Below are 20,793 nucleotides of genomic sequence, written 5' to 3' on the forward strand. Positions count from 1 at the left end.
GGGTGCATCTTCAAATGTTACAATATGATGGGGGCGATCAGCCGCGTCGGTTCGGCAACAACTCAGGTCTGCAGGGTCACTGTGGCCTCAGCGGCCTGCATATCCCCCTTGGCGCGGTCCAAACGCAGATAGGCAATCCCCAAGCCGTTCGACTGAGTTAACAACGTGCCCGCAGCTTTGCCGCCTGCAATGATCTCGGTCCCGACCGGGGCCACGCCTGTTACCTGAACGCTGCGCAGACCTTTGCGCAGCTCGGTCTTGTGCTTCATCCGCGCGGTGACCTCCTGACCGACATAGCAGCCTTTTTTAAAATCAACGCCATTGAGCAACTCAAACCCCGACTCAAGGATGTAGCTGTCGGTCGTCAGTTCGATACCGGTTTCCGGGATGCAGTGCTTAACGCGGATCGCATCCCAATCGGTCCCGTCATCGCCCTCTGTCGCGGTAGAGTAAGCCCGCCACCCCATATCCTGGTGGCGCGGATCGGGCAGGGCGCCTTCGGGTGCGGGGCCGGTGCCGCGTTGCAGGTTCAGACCGCTTTCTTCGATCGTAACAGCCGCGCGCAGCTTGTACATGTTCAGCCGTTTGGCCAACCCGTCTGCCAAGTCTTCGGCGACATCCAGTAAAACGGCGTCACCATCGCGTTTCAAAAAGAAATCCGCCAGATACTTGCCCTGAGGGGTCAGAATGGCCGCATAGACCAGCCCGGTGTCCAGTTTGCCAATATCGTTGGTCACCAACCCCTGCAGGAAGCTGTCGGTCTCTGGTCCACTCAGACGCAGGATGCGGCGATTGGGCATGGGGTGGTCCTCGTCTTTTCTGTTGGACCCGTGATATAGGAGTTCCCGCCGCCATGACCAGAGGGTATCCGACGTGCCTGCACCGATCAGCATCGTAATCCCGACCCTGAATGCAGAAGACGTCCTGCCGGCGAGCCTGCATGCACTGATGGAGGGGCTGCATTCCGGCCTGATCCGCGAATTGATCATAAGTGACGGTGGATCGACAGATCTGACCGCTCAAATCGCTGATGAGGCCGGGGCCGAGATCGTGACAGGCCCCGCTTCGCGTGGGGGGCAATTGCAGTGCGGATGTGAGGCTGCCAAAGCGGACTGGCTGTTGATCCTGCACGCTGACACGGTTCTGCAGGGCGGGTGGAGCAAGGTGGTGTCAGATCATCTGCCCATTGGCAAACCGGCCACCTTTCGGCTGGCATTCCGTGCGCACGGGTTTGGGCCAACCTGGGTCGCGGGCTGGGCCAATCTGCGCAGCCGGGTGTTCGGGCTGCCTTATGGCGATCAGGGCCTTCTGGTCCCGCGCCAAACCTATCTGAAGGCCGGCGGTTATCCGGATCAGCCGTTAATGGAAGATGTGGCCCTTGTACGCGCTTTGCCTGCCATCACGCTGCTGAACACGCGCGCGGTTACGAGTGCGGACCGCTATGAGAGGGTGGGTTGGGTACGACGTGGGGTTCGGAATCTGTGGACTCTGACGCGGTACTTTCTGGGGGCCGATCCAGAGCGGCTGGCGCGGGCGTACCGGCGGTGAGGGTTGTGCGCAGCTCGACCACGGATTTACCCAGCCGGAAAGGGGCGGCAAAGCTGACCAGACACAAGGCGATGATCTGCAGCACCAGAATATGCGCGTTGTCCTGAAGGTATTCCCACTCGTCTTTTAGTTTGCCAACCTGATCGACCAAATCATCATAGCTTTGGGCGAGGATTAGGTAATCTCCGGCAATTGCGGGGACCTTGCGGCGCATGTTGTCGATTGCGGCCTGGGTTTCGTCGTCCAATGTCGTAAAGACCAGAAACTGATCGATATCAAAAGCCTGCGCCTTGGCGGCCATGACCCGCATATCGTCCTTTTCTTCCTTTGCCTGTTGACCGAACAGAAAATGCAGCCCCTGCAGTGGAGCGACCTCATCGGTTACGGCGATGAACAAAGGCAGGTCGGCATTGCTGGCGGTCGAGGCCGACAGAAACTCAACCTTTTCGCACAGCACGGCGGTGTCGGGGTCAAAAGCCGGATCGCAAAACCGCAGCCGGAATCGCGCGGCGTCGCGGTCAAAAGCCAGTGTTGCGGCATAGGCCACGTCGATCTGCCGGTCTAGTCGAGAACTGTCCGAGGTATAAAGTCCGGCCAGAACCGCTACCAGCGCACCGATCCCGCCCAGCACGACCCAGACCAGATCGGCCAGTTTCCACGCCCGGTGACCCGCCGGTTTGCGAAACAGAAATGCAGTGCCAAACGCCCCGATCAGAAAGAACAGGATCAGCAGCGGTAGTTGGTTTTCGGTCACAAACGTCATGACACCAAAGTGACCCTACGCCTGGGCGCTGGCAACACTCCTCACGGGCAGTTGTAGGTTTTGAAAGGAAAAAGCCGTTAAGAGCCCGAGCTTTGGCCGAATTTCCGAAACAGTTTGGTGCGATCGAAGGCCTGTTCCAGTTCATCGGTGCGCTCTTTGACCGAATCCCAAAGCCGTTCCTGAACTTCGGCGATGATGCATTCCATCAGTGTCAAAAGGGCCGCCATCGAATCCCAGGCGGATGGAACCGCGATGCGCGCGGCAAAGGTGTGTTTGGCCAGCCGGTGGATGGGCGAGCGCCACTGATCGGTGAACAACACGATCTCGGCCTCGCGTTCATGGCAGAGCTGGCCGATCAGCAGGGTCGAGTTTTCATAGCGCCGCACATCCAGTGCGATCAGCACGTCATCCTTGCGCACATCCAGCAGGTCATGGGTCCAGGACGCCGCAAAGGGCAGCAGCCGAACATCCGGGCGGATCATTTGCAGGTGCAGGTAAAGATATTGGGCCAGTGTGCCGGTGATCCGGCCTCCGGTAATGAAAATACGCCGGTTGGGGTCACATAACAGGTTGCAAAGGCTGTCAAATTCCGTCGGATCAACCTCATCAATTGTGCGTTTCTGATTGGCCAGTGTCTGCTGGGAATACCGGTTCAGGATGTGTTCTTCGGGAAGGTCGTTCTGCCACAGGTCACGCTTGGCCTCGGGACCCGAGATCATCTCTTTGACCTCGCCCCGCAGGGCAGCCTGAAACTGCGGATAGCCGTCGAAGCCGGTTTTTTGCAACATCCGGGCCACAGTTGTTGTCGAAACTGATGCTGTACCGGCAAGCTCGGTAATGCTGCCAAGGCCCGCCATGGGGTAATCATCCAGCAGAACACCCAGCAGTTGCCGTTCAGATGGGGTCATTTTGTCGCGATGAGCCGTCAGCCTGTCCGTTACCCGCACCGAAGAGTCCTCCTGCACTTGTTTTTGGCGCTTTGTGAATAACTTTCCAGCGCGATTGGGTCTGTTAAAAATTATACAGGAAAATTATTGACAGGTGAATGCAGTGTGTGGAATTTTTTCCACAAACCTCTTTCTAGGAATTGCAGGGCATCACTTTGGACTTTGGAACGGTTGTTCATACGGATACGGCGAGTGGCGCGCCTTTGGCGTTGCTGGTCTGCGAACATGCGTCCAAACGCGTGCCCGCGTCTCTCGGGGACATGGGATTGTCGGCCGAGGCATTGGACAGCCACATCGCCTGGGACCCGGGCGCGTTGGCGGTAGCACAGCAAATGACTGCACAGATGTCGGCGTCCCTGGTTTATGGTGGTGTGTCGCGTCTGGTTTATGACTGCAATCGCCCGCCCGAGGCCGCAGGCGCGATGCCGATCAAAAGCGAAGATTTCGACATCCCGGCCAACGTGGCGATGTCGCCGGAAGAGCGCCAGAGTCGGATCGACAATATCTACACAGTCTTCAGCCGCGAATTGTCCGATCAGATCAAGCAGAGCCGCAGCTCGCTTGATCTGATGGTGACGATCCACAGTTTTACGCCGGTCTATCATGGCAAACCGCGATCGGTTGAGTTGGGCCTTTTACATGGCCGCGATGACCGGTTTGCGCAGGCAATGATGACCACTTTGCCGTCTGATCCACCGTTTGTGACCCGGCTGAACCAGCCGTATTCAGCCGCCGACGGCGTGGCCCATACGCTGGACGCACAGGCGCTGCCGAATGGGTTGTTGAACGTCATGATCGAAATTCGCAACGATCTGATCCAAACATCGGATCAACAAGCCGCGATGGCCGCCTATCTGGTGCCCTGGATCACCGAAACGCTGGCCGGGTTTCAGGAAAGGAAAACACTGTGATCAGGGCGATGGCATCATATGTGCGGATCGTCGACGCGATCAATTACCGGATCGGGCGCGTGATGATGTGGGGGCTGTTCGTGATGATGGCAATCCTACTGTGGTCCTCGATCTCGAAGACGTTTTTCCTGCCGTCACTCTGGACGCTGGAAATGGCGCAGTTTGCGATGGTCACCTATTACATTATCGGCGGGCCGTACTCGATCCAGCTGGGCTCGAACGTGCGGATGGACTTGTTCTATCACAACTGGAGTCCGCAGAGGAAAGCCTGGTTCGATGCGTTCACCGTTCTTCTGCTGATCCTCTATCTGGGTGTGCTGTTCTATGGCGGGTTGGGATCAACCGCTTATAGCTTGGGTTATTGGGGCGATGCGCCGGTGTCTTACTTTACCGGCCTGCTGACAGGCAGTGAGGAAATCGGACGCCTCGAACGCTCATCCACTGCGTGGCGTCCTTACATCTGGCCGGTAAAAGCCATCATGGTGTTCGGCTTTTTCCTGATGCTGTTGCAGGCCATATCAGAGTTTTTCAAAGACATAGCCCGGATCAACGGGCAGGAAATTGGGGCACAGCGGGCATGAGCCAGGAATATATTGCCATCTTCATGTTCGCGCTGATGATGCTGATGCTGTTCACCGGACAGCGTGTCTTTGGTGCGATTGGGGCTGTGGCAACCATCGCTGCGTTAGCACTGTGGGGTACCGGTGGGCAGGACATCACGTTTTCAGCCGCAATGAAACTGATGAAATGGTATCCGCTTCTGACGCTGCCGATGTTCATCTTCATGGGCTATGTCCTCAGCGAAAGCCGCCTGGCCGATGACCTTTACCGGATGTTCCATGTCTGGATGGGGCCGGTGAACGGAGGCCTGGCCATAGGCACCATCGGCCTGATGGTACTGGTGTCGGCCATGAACGGACTTAGCGTGGCTGGCATGGCGATCGGGGCCACCATTGCGCTGCCGGAACTGCTGCGACGGGGCTATGACAAAACGATGGTGACCGGGGTCATTCAGGCGGGGTCCAGTCTGGGGATTCTTGTGCCGCCTTCGGTGGTTCTGGTGCTGTATGCGATGATCGCACGGCAACCCGTCGGACAGCTGTGGTTGGCAGGGATCCTGCCGGGATTGCTGATGGCTGGCCTGTTCGTCCTGTACATCTGGATTCGCTGTCGCATTCAGCCCGAGCTTGGCCCGGCAATGGAAGACGCACATGAGGTGCCCTGGTCCGAGAAGCTCCGGCTGTTGGGTGCAGGGGCGCTGCCGCTGATTATCTTTGCGGCCATGATGGTGCCTTTTGTAAATGGCTGGACCTCGCTGGTGGAAAGCTCGGCCATCGGGGCGCTGACGGCGCTGCTGGTTTCTGTGATCAAGCGCCGAATGTCTTGGAAAATATTCGAAGACTGTACCAAACAGACGCTGGCAATTTCCTGCATGTTCATGTGGATCATTCTGGCCGCGCTGGGTTTTGGTGCCGTGTTCGACGGGTTGGGCGCCGTGAAGGCCATCGACAATCTGTTTACCGATCAGTTGGGCCTGTCGCCCTGGATGATCCTGATCCTGATGCAGCTCAGCTTTATCGTCATGGGGACTTTCCTGGACGACACGGCCATGCTGGTCATTGTAGCCCCGCTTTATGTGCCCTTGGTCGGAGCGTTGGGGTTCGACCTGATTTGGTACGGGGTGCTGTATACGATCACCACGCAGATCGCGTACATGACACCGCCCTTCGGCTATAACCTGTTCCTGATGCGCGCGATGGCCCCGCCAGAGATCACCTTGAAAGACATCTATGGCTCGATTGGTCCGTTTGTCTGTGTGATGGTTCTGGCCCTTATAATCATCATGGTTTTCCCAGAGATCGCCCTTTGGCTGCCCGGTTATGTTTATGGAAACTAAAGAGAATGTCCAAAGTGAGGGCACGCAAACTTCAACGGAGAGGAAATTGACATGACGACAAGACGTAAGTTTTTGAAAACAGCCGGGGTAGGCGTAGCCGCTGCACCTCTGGCCACGCCCGCATTGGCGCAAAGCACGATCACATGGCGGATGCAGACCTATGCCGGCTCGGCACTGGCGGCCCATGTGATCGATCCCGCGATTGAGATGTTCAACAAGATCGCCGGTGACCGAATGCAGATCGAGCTGTTCTATGCCGATCAGCTGGTCCCGACCGGAGAGCTGTTCCGCGCCATGCAGAAGGGCACAATCGACGCGGTCCAATCCGATGACGATTCGATGGCGTCACCCACCGAAGTGACCGTGTTTGGCGGCTATTTCCCGTTTGCGTCCCGCTATTCACTGGACGTGCCGGTGCTGTTCAACCAGTGGGGCCTGAACGAGATTTGGGATGAGGAATATTCCAAGGTCGGCGTCAAACATATCAGCGCCGGGGCCTGGGATCCGTGTCACTTTGCCACCAAGGACCCGATCAACTCGCTTGCGGATATGAAGGGCAAGCGCATCTTCACTTTCCCAACCGCGGGCCGGTTCCTCAGCCAGTTTGGCGTGGTTCCGGTGACCCTGCCATGGGAAGATATCGAGGTCGCAGTACAAACCGGCGAGCTGGACGGTATCGCATGGTCAGGCATCACCGAGGACTATACGGTGGGCTGGGCGGACGTGACCAACTATTTCCTGACCAACAATGTGTCAGGCGCATGGGCGGGTCACTTCTTTGCCAATATGGACCGCTGGAACGAGTTACCGGAAGATCTGCAAACCCTGTTCCGCGCCTGCTGTGACCAGTCACATTACTATCGTCAATGGTGGTACTGGGGCGGCGAAGCCAATCTGCGTGTGCAGGGCACCAAGATGGAGTTGACCACCATTCCCGACGAAGAATGGGCGCAGGTTGAAAACGCTGCGGTGAAGTTCTGGGATGAAATCGCGGCCGAGTCCGAGACCAAGGCGAAGGTTGTCGATATCTTCAAACGCTACAACGCTGAAATGCAAAAGGCCGGACGGCCGTATCGCTACGGTTAAGGTAAAACGGGGCAGGCGGTTGCGCCTGCCCTGATGAATTGGGAATGAGGCTGATATGACTCTCGACGATCTGAAGGCGCAGGTTTCTGCCGGCGATATCGATACCGTGCTGGTATGCATGGTCGACATGCAGGGGCGTTTGATGGGCAAGCGCTTTCACGCCGGTCATTTCGTGGCGGGCGCCTGGGAAGAAACCCATTGCTGTAACTACCTTCTGGCCACCGACCTAGAGATGGCCACGCCGGACGGCTACGCCTCGACCAGCTGGGAGAGGGGCTATGGCGATTATGTCATGAAGCCGGATTTGAGCACGCTGCGCCCGGTGCCCTGGTTGGACGGCACGGCGATGGTGATGTGCGATGTACTGGACCACCACACACATGAGGAAGTGCCGCATGCGCCGCGTTCGATCCTGAAGAAACAGGTCAACCGGTTGAAGGCCATGGGTTATGACGCCATGTGCGCGACGGAATTAGAGTTCTTTCTGTTCGAGAAGAGCTTTGACCAGATTCGCAAAGAAGGGTTTCGCAATCTGGAACCGATCTCGGGCTATAACGAGGACTACCACATCCTGCAGACCACCAAGGAAGAGCATGTGATGCGTCCGATCCGCAATCATCTGTGGAATGCGGGCCTGCCAGTCGAAAACTCCAAGGGTGAGGCCGAAGCCGGGCAGGAAGAGCTGAATATCAAATACGCGCCGGCGATGGACACGGCGGAGTACCACTCGATTGCCAAGAACGCAGTGAAAGAGATCGCCTGGCAGCATGGTCATGCGGCCACGTTCCTGCCGAAATGGCATCATGACAAGGTGGGAAGTTCGTCCCATGTGCATCAGTCGTTGTGGGCTGATGGGCGGCCTGCGTTCTTTGACGCGGCGGATGCGCTGGGCATGTCGGCGCTGATGAAAAGTTATATGGCGGGTTTGTTGAAATACGCTGCTGATTACACCTTTTTCATGGCGCCCTACATCAACAGCTACAAACGCTTTATGAAGGGCACCTTTGCGCCGACGCGGATCATCTGGTCGGTGGATAACCGGACAGCGGGATTCCGTTTATGTGGGGACGGGACCAAGTCGGTTCGCGCGGAATGCCGCATACCCGGGTCTGACATGAACCCCTATCTGGCGATGGCCGGCATGCTGGCCGCGGGGATTGCGGGTATCGAAGAAGGGTTAGAGCTGCAGCCGCCCACCACAGGCGATGTCTATCAGGGCGAGACCGGGATGATTCCGGGCAACCTGCGCGCGGCCCGCGATGCGCTGTATGGCTCGGCAATGCTGCGCGCGGCCATGGGCGATGAGGTGGTCGATCACTATGCCAGGGCAGCCGAGGTTGAGATCGAAGAGTTCGAGCGTGTGGTGACCGATTGGGAAATTGCTCGTGGGTTTGAACGGGCGTGAGTGGCGGAAGCGAGAGGCCAGCCCCTCGCGCTCCCCGGGATATTTTTAGCCAGATGAAGCAGGGATCCTGCTTTGAACAGATGGGGTGATTATGGGGCAGATGTTGCAATGTGTCTCGCCGATTGATGGATCGGTATTTGCAGAACGGGACGTGATGTCCAAGGACGCAGCGTTCGAAAGCGTTGGGCGGGCGCGAGCGGCGCAAGTGGAATGGGCCGCGCGACCTTTGCTGGAACGGATTGATCTGGTCATGGCGGGCGTAACCGCCGTGGGCGCGATGAACGATGAGATCGTGCCCGAACTGGCCCATATGATGGGACGCCCGGTGCGCTACGGCGGTGAGTTTGGCGGGTTCAATGAACGTGCGAGCCATATGGCCGAGATCGCAGAGGCATCTTTGGCGGAAATTGCAGTGGGCGAAGATGAGACGTTCAAGCGATACATTAAGCGTATTCCGCATGGGGTCGTGTTTGTGGTGGCACCCTGGAATTACCCCTATATGACGGCAATCAATACCGTTGCACCCGCACTGATTGCGGGCAATTCGGTCGTGTTGAAACATGCGACCCAGACGTTGTTGGTCGGCGAGCGGATAGCGCAGGCATTTCACGCGGCGGGTGTGCCCGAGGAGGTGTTCCAAAACATGTTCCTGAGCCATGAGGTGACCAACGATCTGATCGCAGGCAATGCGTTTGATTTTGTGAACTTTACCGGCTCGGTCAGCGGTGGTCAGGCGATGGAGCGGGCAGCAGCGGGCACCTTTACAGGCGTAGGAACCGAGCTGGGCGGCAAAGACCCTGGCTATGTCCTGGAAGACGCTGATCTGGATGCTGCTGTCGATACTTTGATTGACGGCGCGATGTTCAATTCTGGGCAGTGTTGTTGTGGAATCGAACGGATTTATGTGCATGAAAGCCTGTACGATGATTTCGTCGACAAGGCAGTTGAGATCGTGAACGGTTATAAGCTGGGTAATCCACTGGACAGCGAGACGACCATCGGACCGATGGCCAACGTACGCTTTGCCGATGAAGTGCGTGCACAGATTTCCGAAGCTGTCGCCGCTGGCGCGGTGACGCATATCGAGACCTTTGCCGAGGATGACGGCGGTGCCTATCTGACACCCCAAATTCTGACCAATGTGACCCACAACATGCGAGTGATGCGGGATGAGAGTTTCGGCCCCGTTGTCGGCATCATGAAAGTGTCCTCGGACGCAGAGGCAATCGCGCTTATGAATGACAGCGAGTTTGGCCTGACTGCCAGCCTCTGGACCCAAGACGTGGACCGTGCGGCACAAATAGGTGACGCGATCGAGACCGGCACTGTTTTCATGAACCGCGCCGATTATCTGGATCCGGGCCTGTGCTGGACCGGCTGCAAGAATACCGGACGCGGTGGTGGTTTGTCCGTCATCGGCTATCACAACCTGACCCGTCCTAAATCCTATCACCTGAAAAAGGTTACCGGCTAAGGGCGATCTGCCTGCCACGGACAGGCCCCCTCGCCGGGGCAGGCTTTAAAACAAAGGAAATCTGACATGGCACTTGTTGGAAACTGGTCCTATCCGACCACAATCAAATTCGGCCCCGGTCGCATCAGCGAATTGCCCGAGGCCTGCGCGGCGGCCGGGATGAAGAAACCTCTGTTGGTGACCGACAAGGGGCTGGCAGATCTGCCGATCACCACCGCGACGCTGGACATCATGGAGGCTGCTGGTCTGGGCCGCGGACTGTTCAGCGAAGTAGATCCGAACCCCAACGAAAAGAACCTTGAGGCTGGTGTTGCCGCGTATAACGCTGGCGGCCACGACGGGGTGATTGCGTTTGGTGGTGGCTCGGGGCTGGATCTGGGCAAGATGGTCGCCTTCATGGCTGGTCAGACGCGCCCGGTCTGGGATTTTGAGGATATCGGAGATTGGTGGACCCGCGCAGATGCTGATGTCATCGCACCGATCATTGCCGTGCCCACCACCGCCGGCACCGGGTCCGAGGTCGGTCGGGCCAGTGTAATCACTAATTCTCAGACGCATGCCAAGAAGATCATCTTTCATCCCAAAGTTCTGCCTGCCGTGGTAATCTGCGATCCGGAACTGACCGTTGGTATGCCGAAATTCATCACCGCAGGAACCGGACTGGATGCCTTTGCCCATTGTGTTGAGGCGTATTCCAGCCCGCATTACCATCCGATGAGCCAGGGTATCGCACTCGAGGGGATGCGGCTGGTCAAGGACTACCTGCCGCGCGCTTATGCCGATGGCACTGATATCGAAGCTCGTGCCCAGATGATGAGCGCGGCAGCGATGGGGGCCACGGCCTTTCAAAAGGGCCTCGGCGCGATTCATGCGATGAGCCACCCGATCGGCGCGGTGTTCAACACCCATCACGGCACCACCAACGCGGTCTGCATGCCCACTGTGCTGGAGTTCAACGCCCCTGTTATTGCCGACCGGTTTCAGCAAGCCTCGGCCTATCTGGGCATCGGCGGAGGGTTCGACGGCTTCCGCGCCTTTGTGCAGGAGCTCAATGACTCGTTGGGCATCTCCCGTAAGCTCTCGGATATGAACGTGACCGAGGCGGCAATCCCCGAACTGGTCAAGGGCGCGATCATCGACCCCTCTTGCGGCGGCAACCCGATTGAGTTGACCGCGGACAACCTGACGGAGCTGTTCAAAGCGGCGCTGTAAGTCTCTTGCCGATCCGCTCCCTGATCTCTCATAGTGATGAGAGGTGAGGGGGCGTTATCATGACCAAAGAGATTGTTCTGATCCATGGAGCTTTTGCCGGACCGTGGTGTATGGCCGATTACGCGGGGTTCTTCCGCGACCGGGGCTGGACCGTGCACACGCCTGCTCTGCGGTACCATGGCGGCGACCCCAAGGCCGAACCCGATCCGGGCCTGACCGACGTCAGCGTCACCGACTATGCCAACGACATTGCAGAGTTCGTGCAGGGGCTGGACAGCAAGCCGGTGCTTCTGGGTCACGCCATCGCAGGCGTTGTGGCGCAGCAGGTGGCGGCGCGTGGGTTGGCCAGCGCCATTGTTCTGATCAACCCGAACGCACCGTGGGGCACGCTGCCCGAAACCGACGACGAGCGCGCCGTGCCGCGCGCGCTGATGGAGGGCGGGGCGTTCTGGAAACAGCCCATGCGGGTTGAGTTCGATCTGATGGCCCCCTTTGCATTGAACAAGATGCCCGAGGCGCAGCAGCATGAGGTGTTCGACCAGTTGGGCGCGGAAAGCGGCAGGGTGATGTTCGAGATGTTCTTTTGGATGTTCGACGACCACCACGCGATGAAGGTCGAGATCGACAAGGTCGACTGCCCGGTTCTGATCGTCTCAGGGTCGGAAGATCGGGCCGTGAACCCCAACACCTGCCGCGCGCTGGCGAAGCTCTACGGAGGCCGCGCGACGTTTCTGGCGGTCGAAAACCACGCGCATTTTCTGTTCATGGAGCCGGGGTGGGAGGGGCCAGCTGGGCAGATTGAAGGCTGGATGGATCGGACGCTGGAATAGCCCGAGGGCTTAGCGGCTGATCTGAAAGCCGCATTGGGGTTTCCAGCTCATGGTGCCGTCGTCGCTTTTCACGCAGCGCAGCAGGTGCTCTTCGTGCGTGCTGGTCGTCGAAGTCACGGGGTTTTCGCCGAAGATCACCACAAATGCTTCCAGCGAATAAGCGATGCCTCTGTAATAGCAAAACAGCGTCTCGGCATCTTCCAGAATTGGCGACGTGGTGCTGAGCTTCTGCCGCGCGGGCGCTTGCGTGGCAAAATAGGTAAATGCCAATCCCAGGATTGGGGTTTTCATGTCGTCCTCACGTTCAGAAAATGTGTTCGTTCACAAGGGTCTTGGACGCTCGACGCCTCAAATATCGGTCTTGAATGTCGGATGAAGTAAGTTTGAATAGGATCAAAAACTGGGGAAGGGGGCATTTTGAGGAGTGTGAGAGACGGGAGGCCGGAAACCCCGGGACATCTTTATCACCACCCAGCGGTTCAGGTCTTCAGACTGTTTAACCTGAGCAGTTGTTGATGAAGGTAATTGAAGGCGCTGGGCCGATCTGCAGGTGAGGCGTTAAAAAGCATGACGATCGCCTCTCCGTCAGCAAAACGTACAACGACCGTAAAGATACCTTCCACCCCCCCCCAATGTGTCAAATGATAGCCTTCAGGATGGGTCCAGACGTGCCAGCCCAAAGCATAAAAATCCGTTTCGCCCGCAAGTGGTGCTTCAATCCCACGGTCAGGTTCATGGGCCGACACAAATGACCAAACTGCTTCGGCGTTGGCAATCGCACCACCAGCTATACCCAGACCCGAGAACCAGCCCTCAGCTTCAGCGTCATTTTGAACACGAATCCAACTGGTCCCGTTGTGTTTCCAGTTTGGCGTGACGGGACCTTCGATACGAACGTCAGCTACATCTTGAAGAATTGGGGTTAAGTCCGCGCGATGGTCGGTGATCAAAAAACCGCTCAGAAGGCAAAACCCAACATTCGAATAGGCCGTATTTGTGCCGGGCGCATGATCAAGCATCATTTTCTCCCAGGCCGTACGCGCAATTTCTGCGCAACTTGCCGACCGATCCAAACCCAGTCGGTCGGGCGCGAACAGGGGGTCATAACTGAGTTTGCTATCCATCCCCCCTCGATGTGCAAGCAAGTGTCGCGGGGTGATGGATAGGGATCGAGGGTCGCGTGGAGATGGTAAGTCTATTTGTTCTGCAATCGGCGTGTCGAGATCAATTTCGTTATGACCTTCGGCATTAAGAATGGCCTTTGCTGCAATCACCTTGGTCACCGAAGCTAACCGAAAAGGCTGATCGGGCGACATCGGTGTGTTTCTTAAGGGGTCTGAGACACCAAAAGCAGCAATCGTAGGCTCCGACCCCGAAACGCCATACGCAACGACCGCGCCTGGGATCATGTGGGCCTGGCGGAACACCTCAACAACGTCTTCAATTGTGCGCGGTTCGCGTTGCTGATCAGACAAAACTAAGAAAAGCGTCAAGGATACAAGAAGAAGTGCAGAAAACCTGAGTGTCGTTTTACGCATCATTCTCGCCATTTGAGCAGGGATGAAGCTGCAAAGCAAATAAAGTGCGCGCGCCAGTTGGTGTTAGACATCCAACTCTTCCACAAACCGCGCGTTCTCCTGAATGTACTGGAACCGCAGTTCGGGCTTTTTCCCCATCAGACGCTCGACCAAGTCGCCGGTTTCGCCGGGTTCATCCTCGTCGATGGTGACGCGGATCAGTTTGCGCGAGGCCGGGTCCATTGTGGTCTCTTTCAGGTCCTTGGCGTCCATCTCACCCAGACCCTTGAAGCGCGAGACATCGATCTTGCCTTTGCCGCCAAGACCTTTTTCCATCCATTCGTCGCGTTCAGTCTCGTCCAGACAATAGACACGTTTGGCGCCCTGCGTCAGGCGATAGAGCGGCGGGCAGGCCAGGTACAGGTGGCCCGCGTCGATCATCGGGCGCATCTGAGTGAAGAAGAACGTCATCAGGAGTGCCGCGATATGCGCCCCGTCCACATCCGCATCGGTCATGATGATGATCTTGTCATAACGCAGATCATCGACGTTGAATTTGGTGCCAAGGCCCACACCCAGCGCCTGTGTCAGGTCGCTGATCTCGGCGTTGGTGCCCAGTTTGGAACTGGCTGCACCCAGCACGTTGAGGATCTTTCCGCGCAGGGGCAGCAGCGCCTGTGTTTTGCGGTTGCGGCCCATTTTGGCGGAGCCACCGGCAGAATCGCCCTCGACGATGAATAATTCGGTGCCATCGCGTGTTGAACTACTACAGTCCACCAACTTGCCGGGGAGACGAAGTTTCTTAGTGGCGGACTTGCGTTGTGTCTCCTTCTCGGCCCGTCGGCGCAGACGTTCTTCGGACCTCAGTATGAGGAAATCGAGAATAGAGCCGGCGGATTTCGTGTCCGCGGCCAGCCAGTTGTCGAAATGGTCGCGGACCGAATTTTCCACAAGCCGTTGCGCCTCGACCGTGGCCAGACGGTCTTTGGTCTGGCCGACAAACTCGGGCTCGCTGATGAAGCAGGACACCAGCGCACAGCCGCCGGTGATCAGATCATCGCGGGTGATTTGCGCGGCCTTCTTGTTGTTGATCAGCTCGCCATAGGCCTTGATCCCCTTGAGGATCGCGGACCAGAAGCCTGCCACATGGGTGCCGCCTTCGGGTGTTGGGACAGTGTTACAGTAGGATTGGATGAACCCGTCGCGCGAGGGCGTCCAGTTGATCGCCCATTCGACCTTGCCGGGCGCGCCGAATTTCTCTTGAAAGTCCACGGTGCCGGCAAAGGGTTGATCGGCATAGGTGGAGGAGCCGTTCATCGTTTCCTTCAGATAGTCCGATAGTCCGCCGGGAAAGTGGAAGCTGGCCTCGGTTGGCGTTTCGCCGTCGTCGATATGGGATTTCCAGCGAATTTCGACGCCCGAGAACAGATAGGCCTTGGAGCGGATGGATTTGAACAACCGCGCCGGTTTGAATTTGTGATGGCCAAAGATGTCAGGGTCGGCATGGAAGGTCACAGTGGTGCCACGCCGGTTGGGGGCGGCACCGACCTTTTCCACTGGGCCCATAGGGATACCGCGAGAGAACCGCTGTTCGAACAGCGTCTTGTCGCGCGCCACCTGAACGACCATCGAATCCGACAGGGCGTTGACAACGGATGCGCCAACCCCATGCAAACCGCCCGACGTTTGATAGGCTTTACCCGAGAACTTGCCGCCCGCGTGCAGGGTGCACAAGATCACCTCAAGCGCTGATTTGTCGGGAAACTTTGGATGCGGATCAATCGGGATGCCGCGTCCGTTGTCGCGCACGGTCAGGGCATAATCCGCGTGCAACTCAACCTCGATCCGGTTGGCATGGCCCGCGACCGCCTCATCCATCGAGTTGTCGAGAATCTCGGCGACCATATGGTGCAGCGCGCGTTCATCGGTGCCGCCGATATACATGCCGGGGCGTTTTCGAACCGGTTCCAGCCCTTCTAACACCTCGATCGAGGAGGCGTCGTAGGTGGAGGTTGCGCTGGGCGTCAACAGATCGTCGGGCATCGGTGCTGCTCTTGTTTTTGGGTTTGATCCCATTATGGCAGGTGATGTGGTCCGGGGGAAGAGGGGCGCGAAGTGTTGTGGGCGATTGACGAGCCTGAGCGCCGGAAAGAAGCGGTCTCAGCCTGTTGGCTAGCAAGTGAAGCTGCCTGGATTTGGTCGTTTAGTCAGGTTTCTCAGCGGTCAAGCGAACACCGCCAACCCGCCGTTTCTGAACATCGCTGACAAACTTTGCATACATCTTGAGAAAGTCATCCCCTTTGGAGGGGTTACCTGCACGCTCTGCCTCGGCGTCCAGCGCCTGGTACATTTGCAGCCGCTTGGCCAGAATATCACCCCAGACATGTGTCACGTCCTGTGCGTTAATCATCGCAAAGCCGGTTTCCTTCAGGTGGGATTCGTATTCCGGAATGCTGAACAAAGACTGGCAAGCGATCTGGGATCGGTACTGCGCTAGCTCATCGTCGGACAGGGGGGTGTGCATGACCCAATCCGTAAAGGAAAACCGGGCACCGGGGCGCAGAACGCGAAATACCTCGGCCAGTGCTTTGGATTTGTCGGGGATGTGCAGAAATGACTCCTGACTGACGGCGCCGTCAAACTGAGCATTATCGAAAGGCAGGGCCATTGCGCTGGCCAGGATCGGATGGATACGGTCTTGCAACCCGACCAGAGCGTTCAGCTCTTTTGCCCCGTCAACCCGATTGGTGCTGATATCGACACCTGTCACATCAACGCCGCGTTCGACCGCATACCATCGGGCTGGGCCGCACAAGCCTGAGCACACGTCAAGTATACCGTCGCCTGGCTTCATCCGCACGTTGTTGGCCAGTCGGGCGTTCGCCTCTAGCCCGTCATAATGGTCCTGGTCGTAAGGATAGAGATCCACCGGGGCGACATCATCCAGCGACCCGCGATTGGCTTTCAGCTTGGTCAGAATATGGGGCGCCGAAATCGGGTGGTTGGCATACCATTCCGCGACAGTTTGTTCTGTCTTTTCCATCTGGTTTGTACCTCCCTTGGGTACACACAGCCTATCGTGATGCGCCGGGTTGATCTAGTTTCATCTCGTAGACTGACGGGATCGAAACTAGGGTACGAGCGACTCGAGAAGATCAATCAGGGGTATCACGTGAGCTGGATCAAAACCGTGCCGTTTCAAGAAGCCACCGGCAGGCTGAAAAAACTCTATGAACGGGTCACCGGCCCGGACAACAATGTGGACAACATCATGATGGCGCATTCTTTGCGCCCGCATTCGATGGAAGGCCACATGGCGCTGTATAAGAATGTGCTGCACCATTCGGCCAATTCTGTCCCGAAGTGGTTTCTTGAGGTGCTGGGCGTTTGGGTCAGTTCCCTGAACCGCTGCGACTATTGTGTTGAGCATCATTTCAGCGGGCTGCAAAGGCTGCTGGGGGATGCGGGACGGGGTAACGCGATCCGCTCAGCGATTAAAGCTGAAACGCCCGAAACCGCACCGCTGGACACCGCCCAGATTGCAGCGATGCATTATGCCCGCAAGCTGACAGAGGCCCCGGCTGATATGGCCGAGGCCGATATTCAGGCCCTACGCACGTCCGGCTGGGATGATGGTGAAATACTCGAGATCAATCAGGTCTGCGCCTATTTTGCCTATGCAAACCGGACCGTTCTAGGATTGGGATGTTCGACGGACGGAGATCTTCTGGGCCTGTCGCCGAACAATTCAGACGATCCGGCAGATTGGGGGCACAAGTAGGACTTCTAGGCCGCCAACCAATCCAGAATTGCCTGTGCAACTGCTTCGGGCTTTTGGTGGTGCAGCCAGTGATCGGTGCCCGGGATTTCAAAACGTGTCAGGTCTGGCGCAAACGTCTCTAGCCCGGCGGTGGATTCAGGCAGCAGTGCCTTGTCTTCCGAACCCCACAACAGCAGGTGCGGGCAACGAACCATTAATCGGTCCAACGGCAATTCGGGCAGGTCGGTGCGCGGCACGCCCGGCTCTGCCACCACCAGCGGTGAGGCGCAATACCAGTTCAGCATCGCTTGCAGCCGACCGGGCCGGGCCCATTCGGTACGATAGGCCTGCATGCGGTCTTCGGGTAACCAATCAACGCCCATGCCATGCCGAAAGAACTGCTCTAGAAGGGCGAAGTTGTCGGCTGAAAACCGAGCGACCGCATCCGAGGCGCGCAAGGCGTTGATGTATTGCGACGCTGCGGATTGCGCCCCTCCGGCGGCCATGGCCCGTTGAAAGGGCACCGGGTGAACACCGTTTGCAATGATCAACCGGCTGACCAGATCGGGACGGAACATGGCCAGCCCGTACGCAACCGACGCGCCCCAGTCGTGACCCAGAACGCAGAGCGGCGCGTCAAACTGCTCGGCCAGCGCGGCCATGTCGGACACCAGATGTGAAAGAGCATAGTTCCCGACGCCGTCAGGGGTCCAACTTTGCCCATACCCGCGCTGATCAGGTGCCAAGCAGTGGAACCGCGCCGCCAGGTGCGGTGCAAGATCGCCCCAGGCACCGCCGTATTCCGGAAACCCGTGCAACATCAGCAACGGCGGCAGGTCGGGCCGCCCCCAACTGCGCAGCATAAAGGGTTGGCCGTTCAGTTCGATTGTTTTCGTGTCCATGGCCTGGCCTTTGCGTTGCTTTGTTTCTCGCAGCATTTTCCGTGTTGGTTCGGATGTCAATTTGACCCCAATCAAAGCGCGAGTTCCACTGATCTGCTAGGCGGTCTTAAGGACAGTAGAATGAGGAGTATCTGAATGGAAGCTGTGGCGCAGAACGAACAAATTCAATCCGCAGTCGAGGTCGTCCCCGCACCAAAGCCCGAAACCCTTCAACCCAGCCCGGAAAAAATTCGTCAGGCTTTTGAAAGCGGCAAGTATCCCTATGCTCGCAAAATGGCGCGCAGCAAGTACGAGGCCGAAAAGGCTCAGCTGCAGGCTGAATTGCTCAAGGTTCAACTCTGGGCGCAGGAAACCGGGCAACGGTTTGTGTTGTTGTTCGAAGGGCGCGACGCAGCGGGCAAGGGTGGCACGATCAAACGGTTCATGGAGCACCTGAACCCCCGTCAGGCGCGGGTTGTGGCGCTGAACAAACCCACCTGGGAGGAGAAAGGACAATGGTATTACCAGCGCTATGTTCAGGAACTTCCTACGGTTGGAGAAATGGTGTTCTACGACCGGTCCTGGTACAATCGTGCGGGCGTTGAACGGGTGATGGGTTTTTGCTCTCCGAATGAGTATCTGGAGTTCATGCGCCAGACACCTGAACTGGAACGCATGCTGGTGCGATCGGGCATTCAGCTTTACAAATATTGGTTCTCGGTCACACAAACCGAACAGCAGCGCCGGTTCAAAAGCCGGGAAACCGATCCGCTGAAGCAGTGGAAACTGTCGCCCATCGACAAGGCCAGTCTGAACAAGTGGGAGGATTATACCGAGGCGAAGGAGGCGATGTTCTTTTACACGGACACTGCCGATGCGCCCTGGACCATCATCAAATCCAACGACAAAAAGCGCGCGCGCCTGAATACCATGCGTCACTTCCTGTCGACGCTGGATTATCCGGACAAGGATCATTCCATTGTCTCGGACCCCGATCCTTTGATCGTCGGGCAGGCCCATCATGTGATCCATCGATCTGAACATATTCTGGGGACCACACTCAGTCCTGAGGCGCGTTGATCGAGATATCCGCTGGATCGCGGCTTTATTGTAACCTCGATCCGGCAGTCTCACATTGAAATTTCACAGATCTGCTCTTGTCCCGGTCTTTGGCCGGGCATAAGGCTGATGTGATGAACAAGGTGATGACATATCGCGCCCACTATCGGGCGATTGCCGTACTGGGCTTGCCGCTGATCGGCGGGCATCTGGCGCAATTTGCAATCGGTCTTACCGACACGATTATGCTAGGCTGGTACGGGGTCGAGGCATTGGCCGCCGTGACTCTGGCCAGCAGCTATTATTTTGTGCTGTTCCTGTTTGGGGGTGGTTTTGGTCTGGCGGTTATGCCGATGGTGGCAACCGCCGCGGCCGAAAACGATGAAACCAGCATCCGACGCTCAACCCGCATGGGTCTGTGGCTGTCGCTGCTTTATGCAACGCTGATTATTCCATTGCTGTGGTGGTCATACCCGATTTTGATTGCGACTGATCAAGATCCGCAGATTGCTGAGACTGCCTCGGAATACCTGCGCGTTGCAGGGTGGGGGCTGTTTCCGGCGCTGATTGTCATGGTGCTGAAATCTTACCTTGCGGCGCTGGAGCGGACGCAGATCGTCCTGTGGATCACCGTCGCGGCAGCCGTGGTCAACGGGCTGACCAACTATGCGCTGATCTTTGGCAATTGGGGTGCACCAGAGATGGGTGTGATGGGGGCGGCCATAGCTTCGGTCGTGACGCAGACTGTCTCGTTGATTGCGGTGATCATTTATGCGGTGCGTGTCCTGCCCGAACACAACCTGTTCCAAAGGTTCTGGCGCCCGGATTGGGAGATGCTGTTCAGCGTCGTGCGATTGGGTGTTCCCATAGGGTTGACCTTGCTGGCCGAAGTATCGCTGTTCGCCATGTCGGCCTTTATGATGGGCTGGATCGGGAAGGTTCCGCTGGCCGCTCACGGTATTGCGCTGAACCTGGCTTCGGCGACCTTCATGGTTCACCTGGGTCTGTCGAACGCGGCCACGATCCGGGCGGGGAACGCCTTGGGGCGCAAGGATCGGGCACATCTTGAGAAAGGCGCCATTGCGGTGACAGGGATGTCTCTGATCGTGTCCGTGCTGACGATCATCTTGTTCCTGACCTGCGCCGAGCCGCTGATCTCGATATTCGTGGAACCTGATGACCCGCAGCGCCCACAGATTCTGGCCATCGGCACCGGGTTGCTGGCCATGGCCGCGCTGTTCCAGCTGGTGGACGGGGCGCAGGTGATTGCGCTTGGGCTGTTGCGCGGTCTGCAAGACGCGAAAGTGCCAATGGTAATGGCCGCGCTAAGCTATTGGGCGATCGGGATTCCCGCCTCGTATTACTTTGGGTTTGTCCAGGGCATGGGCGGGATCGGGATCTGGCTGGGCCTTGTGCTTGGCCTTGCCTGTGCGGCTGTTCTTTTGATGGCGCGGTTCTGGCTGCGCTCGGTGCGTGTTATCCAGGCACCGGCCGCTTAGCGGA

19 protein-coding genes are annotated in these 20,793 nt (G+C 57.7%); 12 read left to right on the forward strand and 7 right to left on the reverse strand.

Annotation, left to right across the window (positions count from 1 at the left end; all coding sequences use genetic code 11):
- Positions 1-62: 62 nt before the first annotated feature.
- Positions 63-800, reverse strand: a complete 738-nt coding sequence (ygfZ, locus tag SJY13_RS01100; protein WP_377186628.1) for a CAF17-like 4Fe-4S cluster assembly/insertion protein YgfZ — start codon at positions 798-800, stop codon at positions 63-65.
- Between the two features lie 73 nt (positions 801-873).
- Between ygfZ and SJY13_RS01105 the strand changes: the two genes are divergently transcribed.
- Positions 874-1,548, forward strand: coding sequence for a TIGR04283 family arsenosugar biosynthesis glycosyltransferase (locus SJY13_RS01105; protein ID WP_377186631.1), 675 nt, complete (start codon positions 874-876; stop codon positions 1,546-1,548).
- A gap of 840 nt (positions 1,549-2,388) precedes the next feature.
- Here the strand turns inward: SJY13_RS01105 and SJY13_RS01110 are convergent.
- Positions 2,389-3,276 (reverse strand): MurR/RpiR family transcriptional regulator, encoded by an 888-nt coding sequence (locus SJY13_RS01110; RefSeq protein ID WP_377186634.1) that lies wholly within the window; start codon positions 3,274-3,276, stop codon positions 2,389-2,391.
- Positions 3,277-3,413: 137 nt separating this feature from the next.
- Here SJY13_RS01110 and SJY13_RS01115 point away from each other — a divergent pair, with 137 nt between their 5' ends.
- The 8 genes from SJY13_RS01115 (at position 3,414) to SJY13_RS01150 (ending at position 12,073) form a co-directional block, all read left to right on the forward strand.
- Positions 3,414-4,169 carry an N-formylglutamate amidohydrolase gene (locus tag SJY13_RS01115; protein WP_377186637.1) on the forward strand — a complete coding sequence of 252 codons (756 nt, stop codon included), beginning with the start codon at positions 3,414-3,416 and terminating at the stop codon, positions 4,167-4,169.
- Positions 4,170-4,177: 8 nt separating this feature from the next.
- Positions 4,178-4,750 (forward strand): TRAP transporter small permease subunit, encoded by a 573-nt coding sequence (locus SJY13_RS01120; RefSeq protein ID WP_200818523.1) that lies wholly within the window; start codon positions 4,178-4,180, stop codon positions 4,748-4,750.
- On the forward strand, positions 4,747-6,066 hold the full coding sequence (locus SJY13_RS01125; RefSeq protein ID WP_085820983.1) for a TRAP transporter large permease: 1,320 nt from the start codon (positions 4,747-4,749) through the stop codon (positions 6,064-6,066). The genes SJY13_RS01120 and SJY13_RS01125 overlap by 4 nt, the downstream gene beginning before the upstream one ends.
- A 51-nt stretch (positions 6,067-6,117) precedes the next feature.
- Entirely contained in the window at positions 6,118-7,152 is a 1,035-nt protein-coding gene (locus tag SJY13_RS01130; RefSeq protein ID WP_377186641.1) for a TRAP transporter substrate-binding protein, read from the forward strand.
- A 55-nt stretch (positions 7,153-7,207) separates the two neighbouring features.
- Positions 7,208-8,557 (forward strand): glutamine synthetase family protein, encoded by a 1,350-nt coding sequence (locus tag SJY13_RS01135; protein ID WP_377186644.1) that lies wholly within the window; start codon positions 7,208-7,210, stop codon positions 8,555-8,557.
- Between the two features lie 91 nt (positions 8,558-8,648).
- Positions 8,649-10,031, forward strand: a complete 1,383-nt coding sequence (locus SJY13_RS01140) for an aldehyde dehydrogenase family protein (protein ID WP_377186647.1) — start codon at positions 8,649-8,651, stop codon at positions 10,029-10,031.
- A gap of 66 nt (positions 10,032-10,097) precedes the next feature.
- A complete protein-coding gene (locus SJY13_RS01145) occupies positions 10,098-11,243 on the forward strand; it encodes an iron-containing alcohol dehydrogenase (protein WP_377186650.1) in 1,146 nt (381 codons plus the stop codon).
- Positions 11,244-11,302: 59 nt separating this feature from the next.
- Positions 11,303-12,073 (forward strand): alpha/beta hydrolase, encoded by a 771-nt coding sequence (locus SJY13_RS01150; protein WP_377186653.1) that lies wholly within the window; start codon positions 11,303-11,305, stop codon positions 12,071-12,073.
- A gap of 9 nt (positions 12,074-12,082) precedes the next feature.
- Here SJY13_RS01150 and SJY13_RS01155 read toward each other — a convergent pair whose 3' ends face one another.
- The 4 genes from SJY13_RS01155 to SJY13_RS01170 form a co-directional block, all read right to left on the reverse strand.
- Complete coding sequence (locus SJY13_RS01155; protein WP_377186656.1) at positions 12,083-12,364, reverse strand: hypothetical protein; 282 nt, start codon at positions 12,362-12,364, stop codon at positions 12,083-12,085.
- Between the two features lie 188 nt (positions 12,365-12,552).
- Positions 12,553-13,614, reverse strand: coding sequence for a serine hydrolase domain-containing protein (locus SJY13_RS01160; RefSeq protein ID WP_377186659.1), 1,062 nt, complete (start codon positions 13,612-13,614; stop codon positions 12,553-12,555).
- Positions 13,615-13,674: 60 nt separating this feature from the next.
- A complete protein-coding gene (parE, locus tag SJY13_RS01165; protein ID WP_377186662.1) occupies positions 13,675-15,633 on the reverse strand; it encodes a DNA topoisomerase IV subunit B in 1,959 nt (652 codons plus the stop codon).
- 160 nt (positions 15,634-15,793) lie between these two features.
- Positions 15,794-16,633, reverse strand: a complete 840-nt coding sequence (locus tag SJY13_RS01170) for a class I SAM-dependent methyltransferase (RefSeq protein ID WP_377186665.1) — start codon at positions 16,631-16,633, stop codon at positions 15,794-15,796.
- Between the two features lie 129 nt (positions 16,634-16,762).
- On the opposite strand from SJY13_RS01170, the gene SJY13_RS01175 reads away from it, so the two are divergent.
- Positions 16,763-17,371, forward strand: coding sequence for a carboxymuconolactone decarboxylase family protein (locus SJY13_RS01175; protein WP_377186668.1), 609 nt, complete (start codon positions 16,763-16,765; stop codon positions 17,369-17,371).
- A gap of 5 nt (positions 17,372-17,376) precedes the next feature.
- Here SJY13_RS01175 and SJY13_RS01180 read toward each other — a convergent pair whose 3' ends face one another.
- Positions 17,377-18,252: an alpha/beta fold hydrolase gene (locus SJY13_RS01180; protein WP_377186671.1), complete on the reverse strand. Its 876-nt coding sequence runs from the start codon at positions 18,250-18,252 to the stop codon at positions 17,377-17,379.
- Positions 18,253-18,387: 135 nt separating this feature from the next.
- Here SJY13_RS01180 and ppk2 point away from each other — a divergent pair, with 135 nt between their 5' ends.
- Entirely contained in the window at positions 18,388-19,311 is a 924-nt protein-coding gene (gene ppk2 / locus SJY13_RS01185; protein ID WP_085820971.1) for a polyphosphate kinase 2, read from the forward strand.
- A 113-nt stretch (positions 19,312-19,424) separates the two neighbouring features.
- Complete coding sequence (locus SJY13_RS01190) at positions 19,425-20,789, forward strand: MATE family efflux transporter (protein ID WP_377193519.1); 1,365 nt, start codon at positions 19,425-19,427, stop codon at positions 20,787-20,789.
- The last annotated feature ends 4 nt before the right edge of the window (positions 20,790-20,793 follow it).

Source organism: Ruegeria meonggei, assembly GCF_042768335.1.
GTDB classification, from domain to species: Bacteria; Pseudomonadota; Alphaproteobacteria; order Rhodobacterales; family Rhodobacteraceae; genus Ruegeria; species Ruegeria meonggei.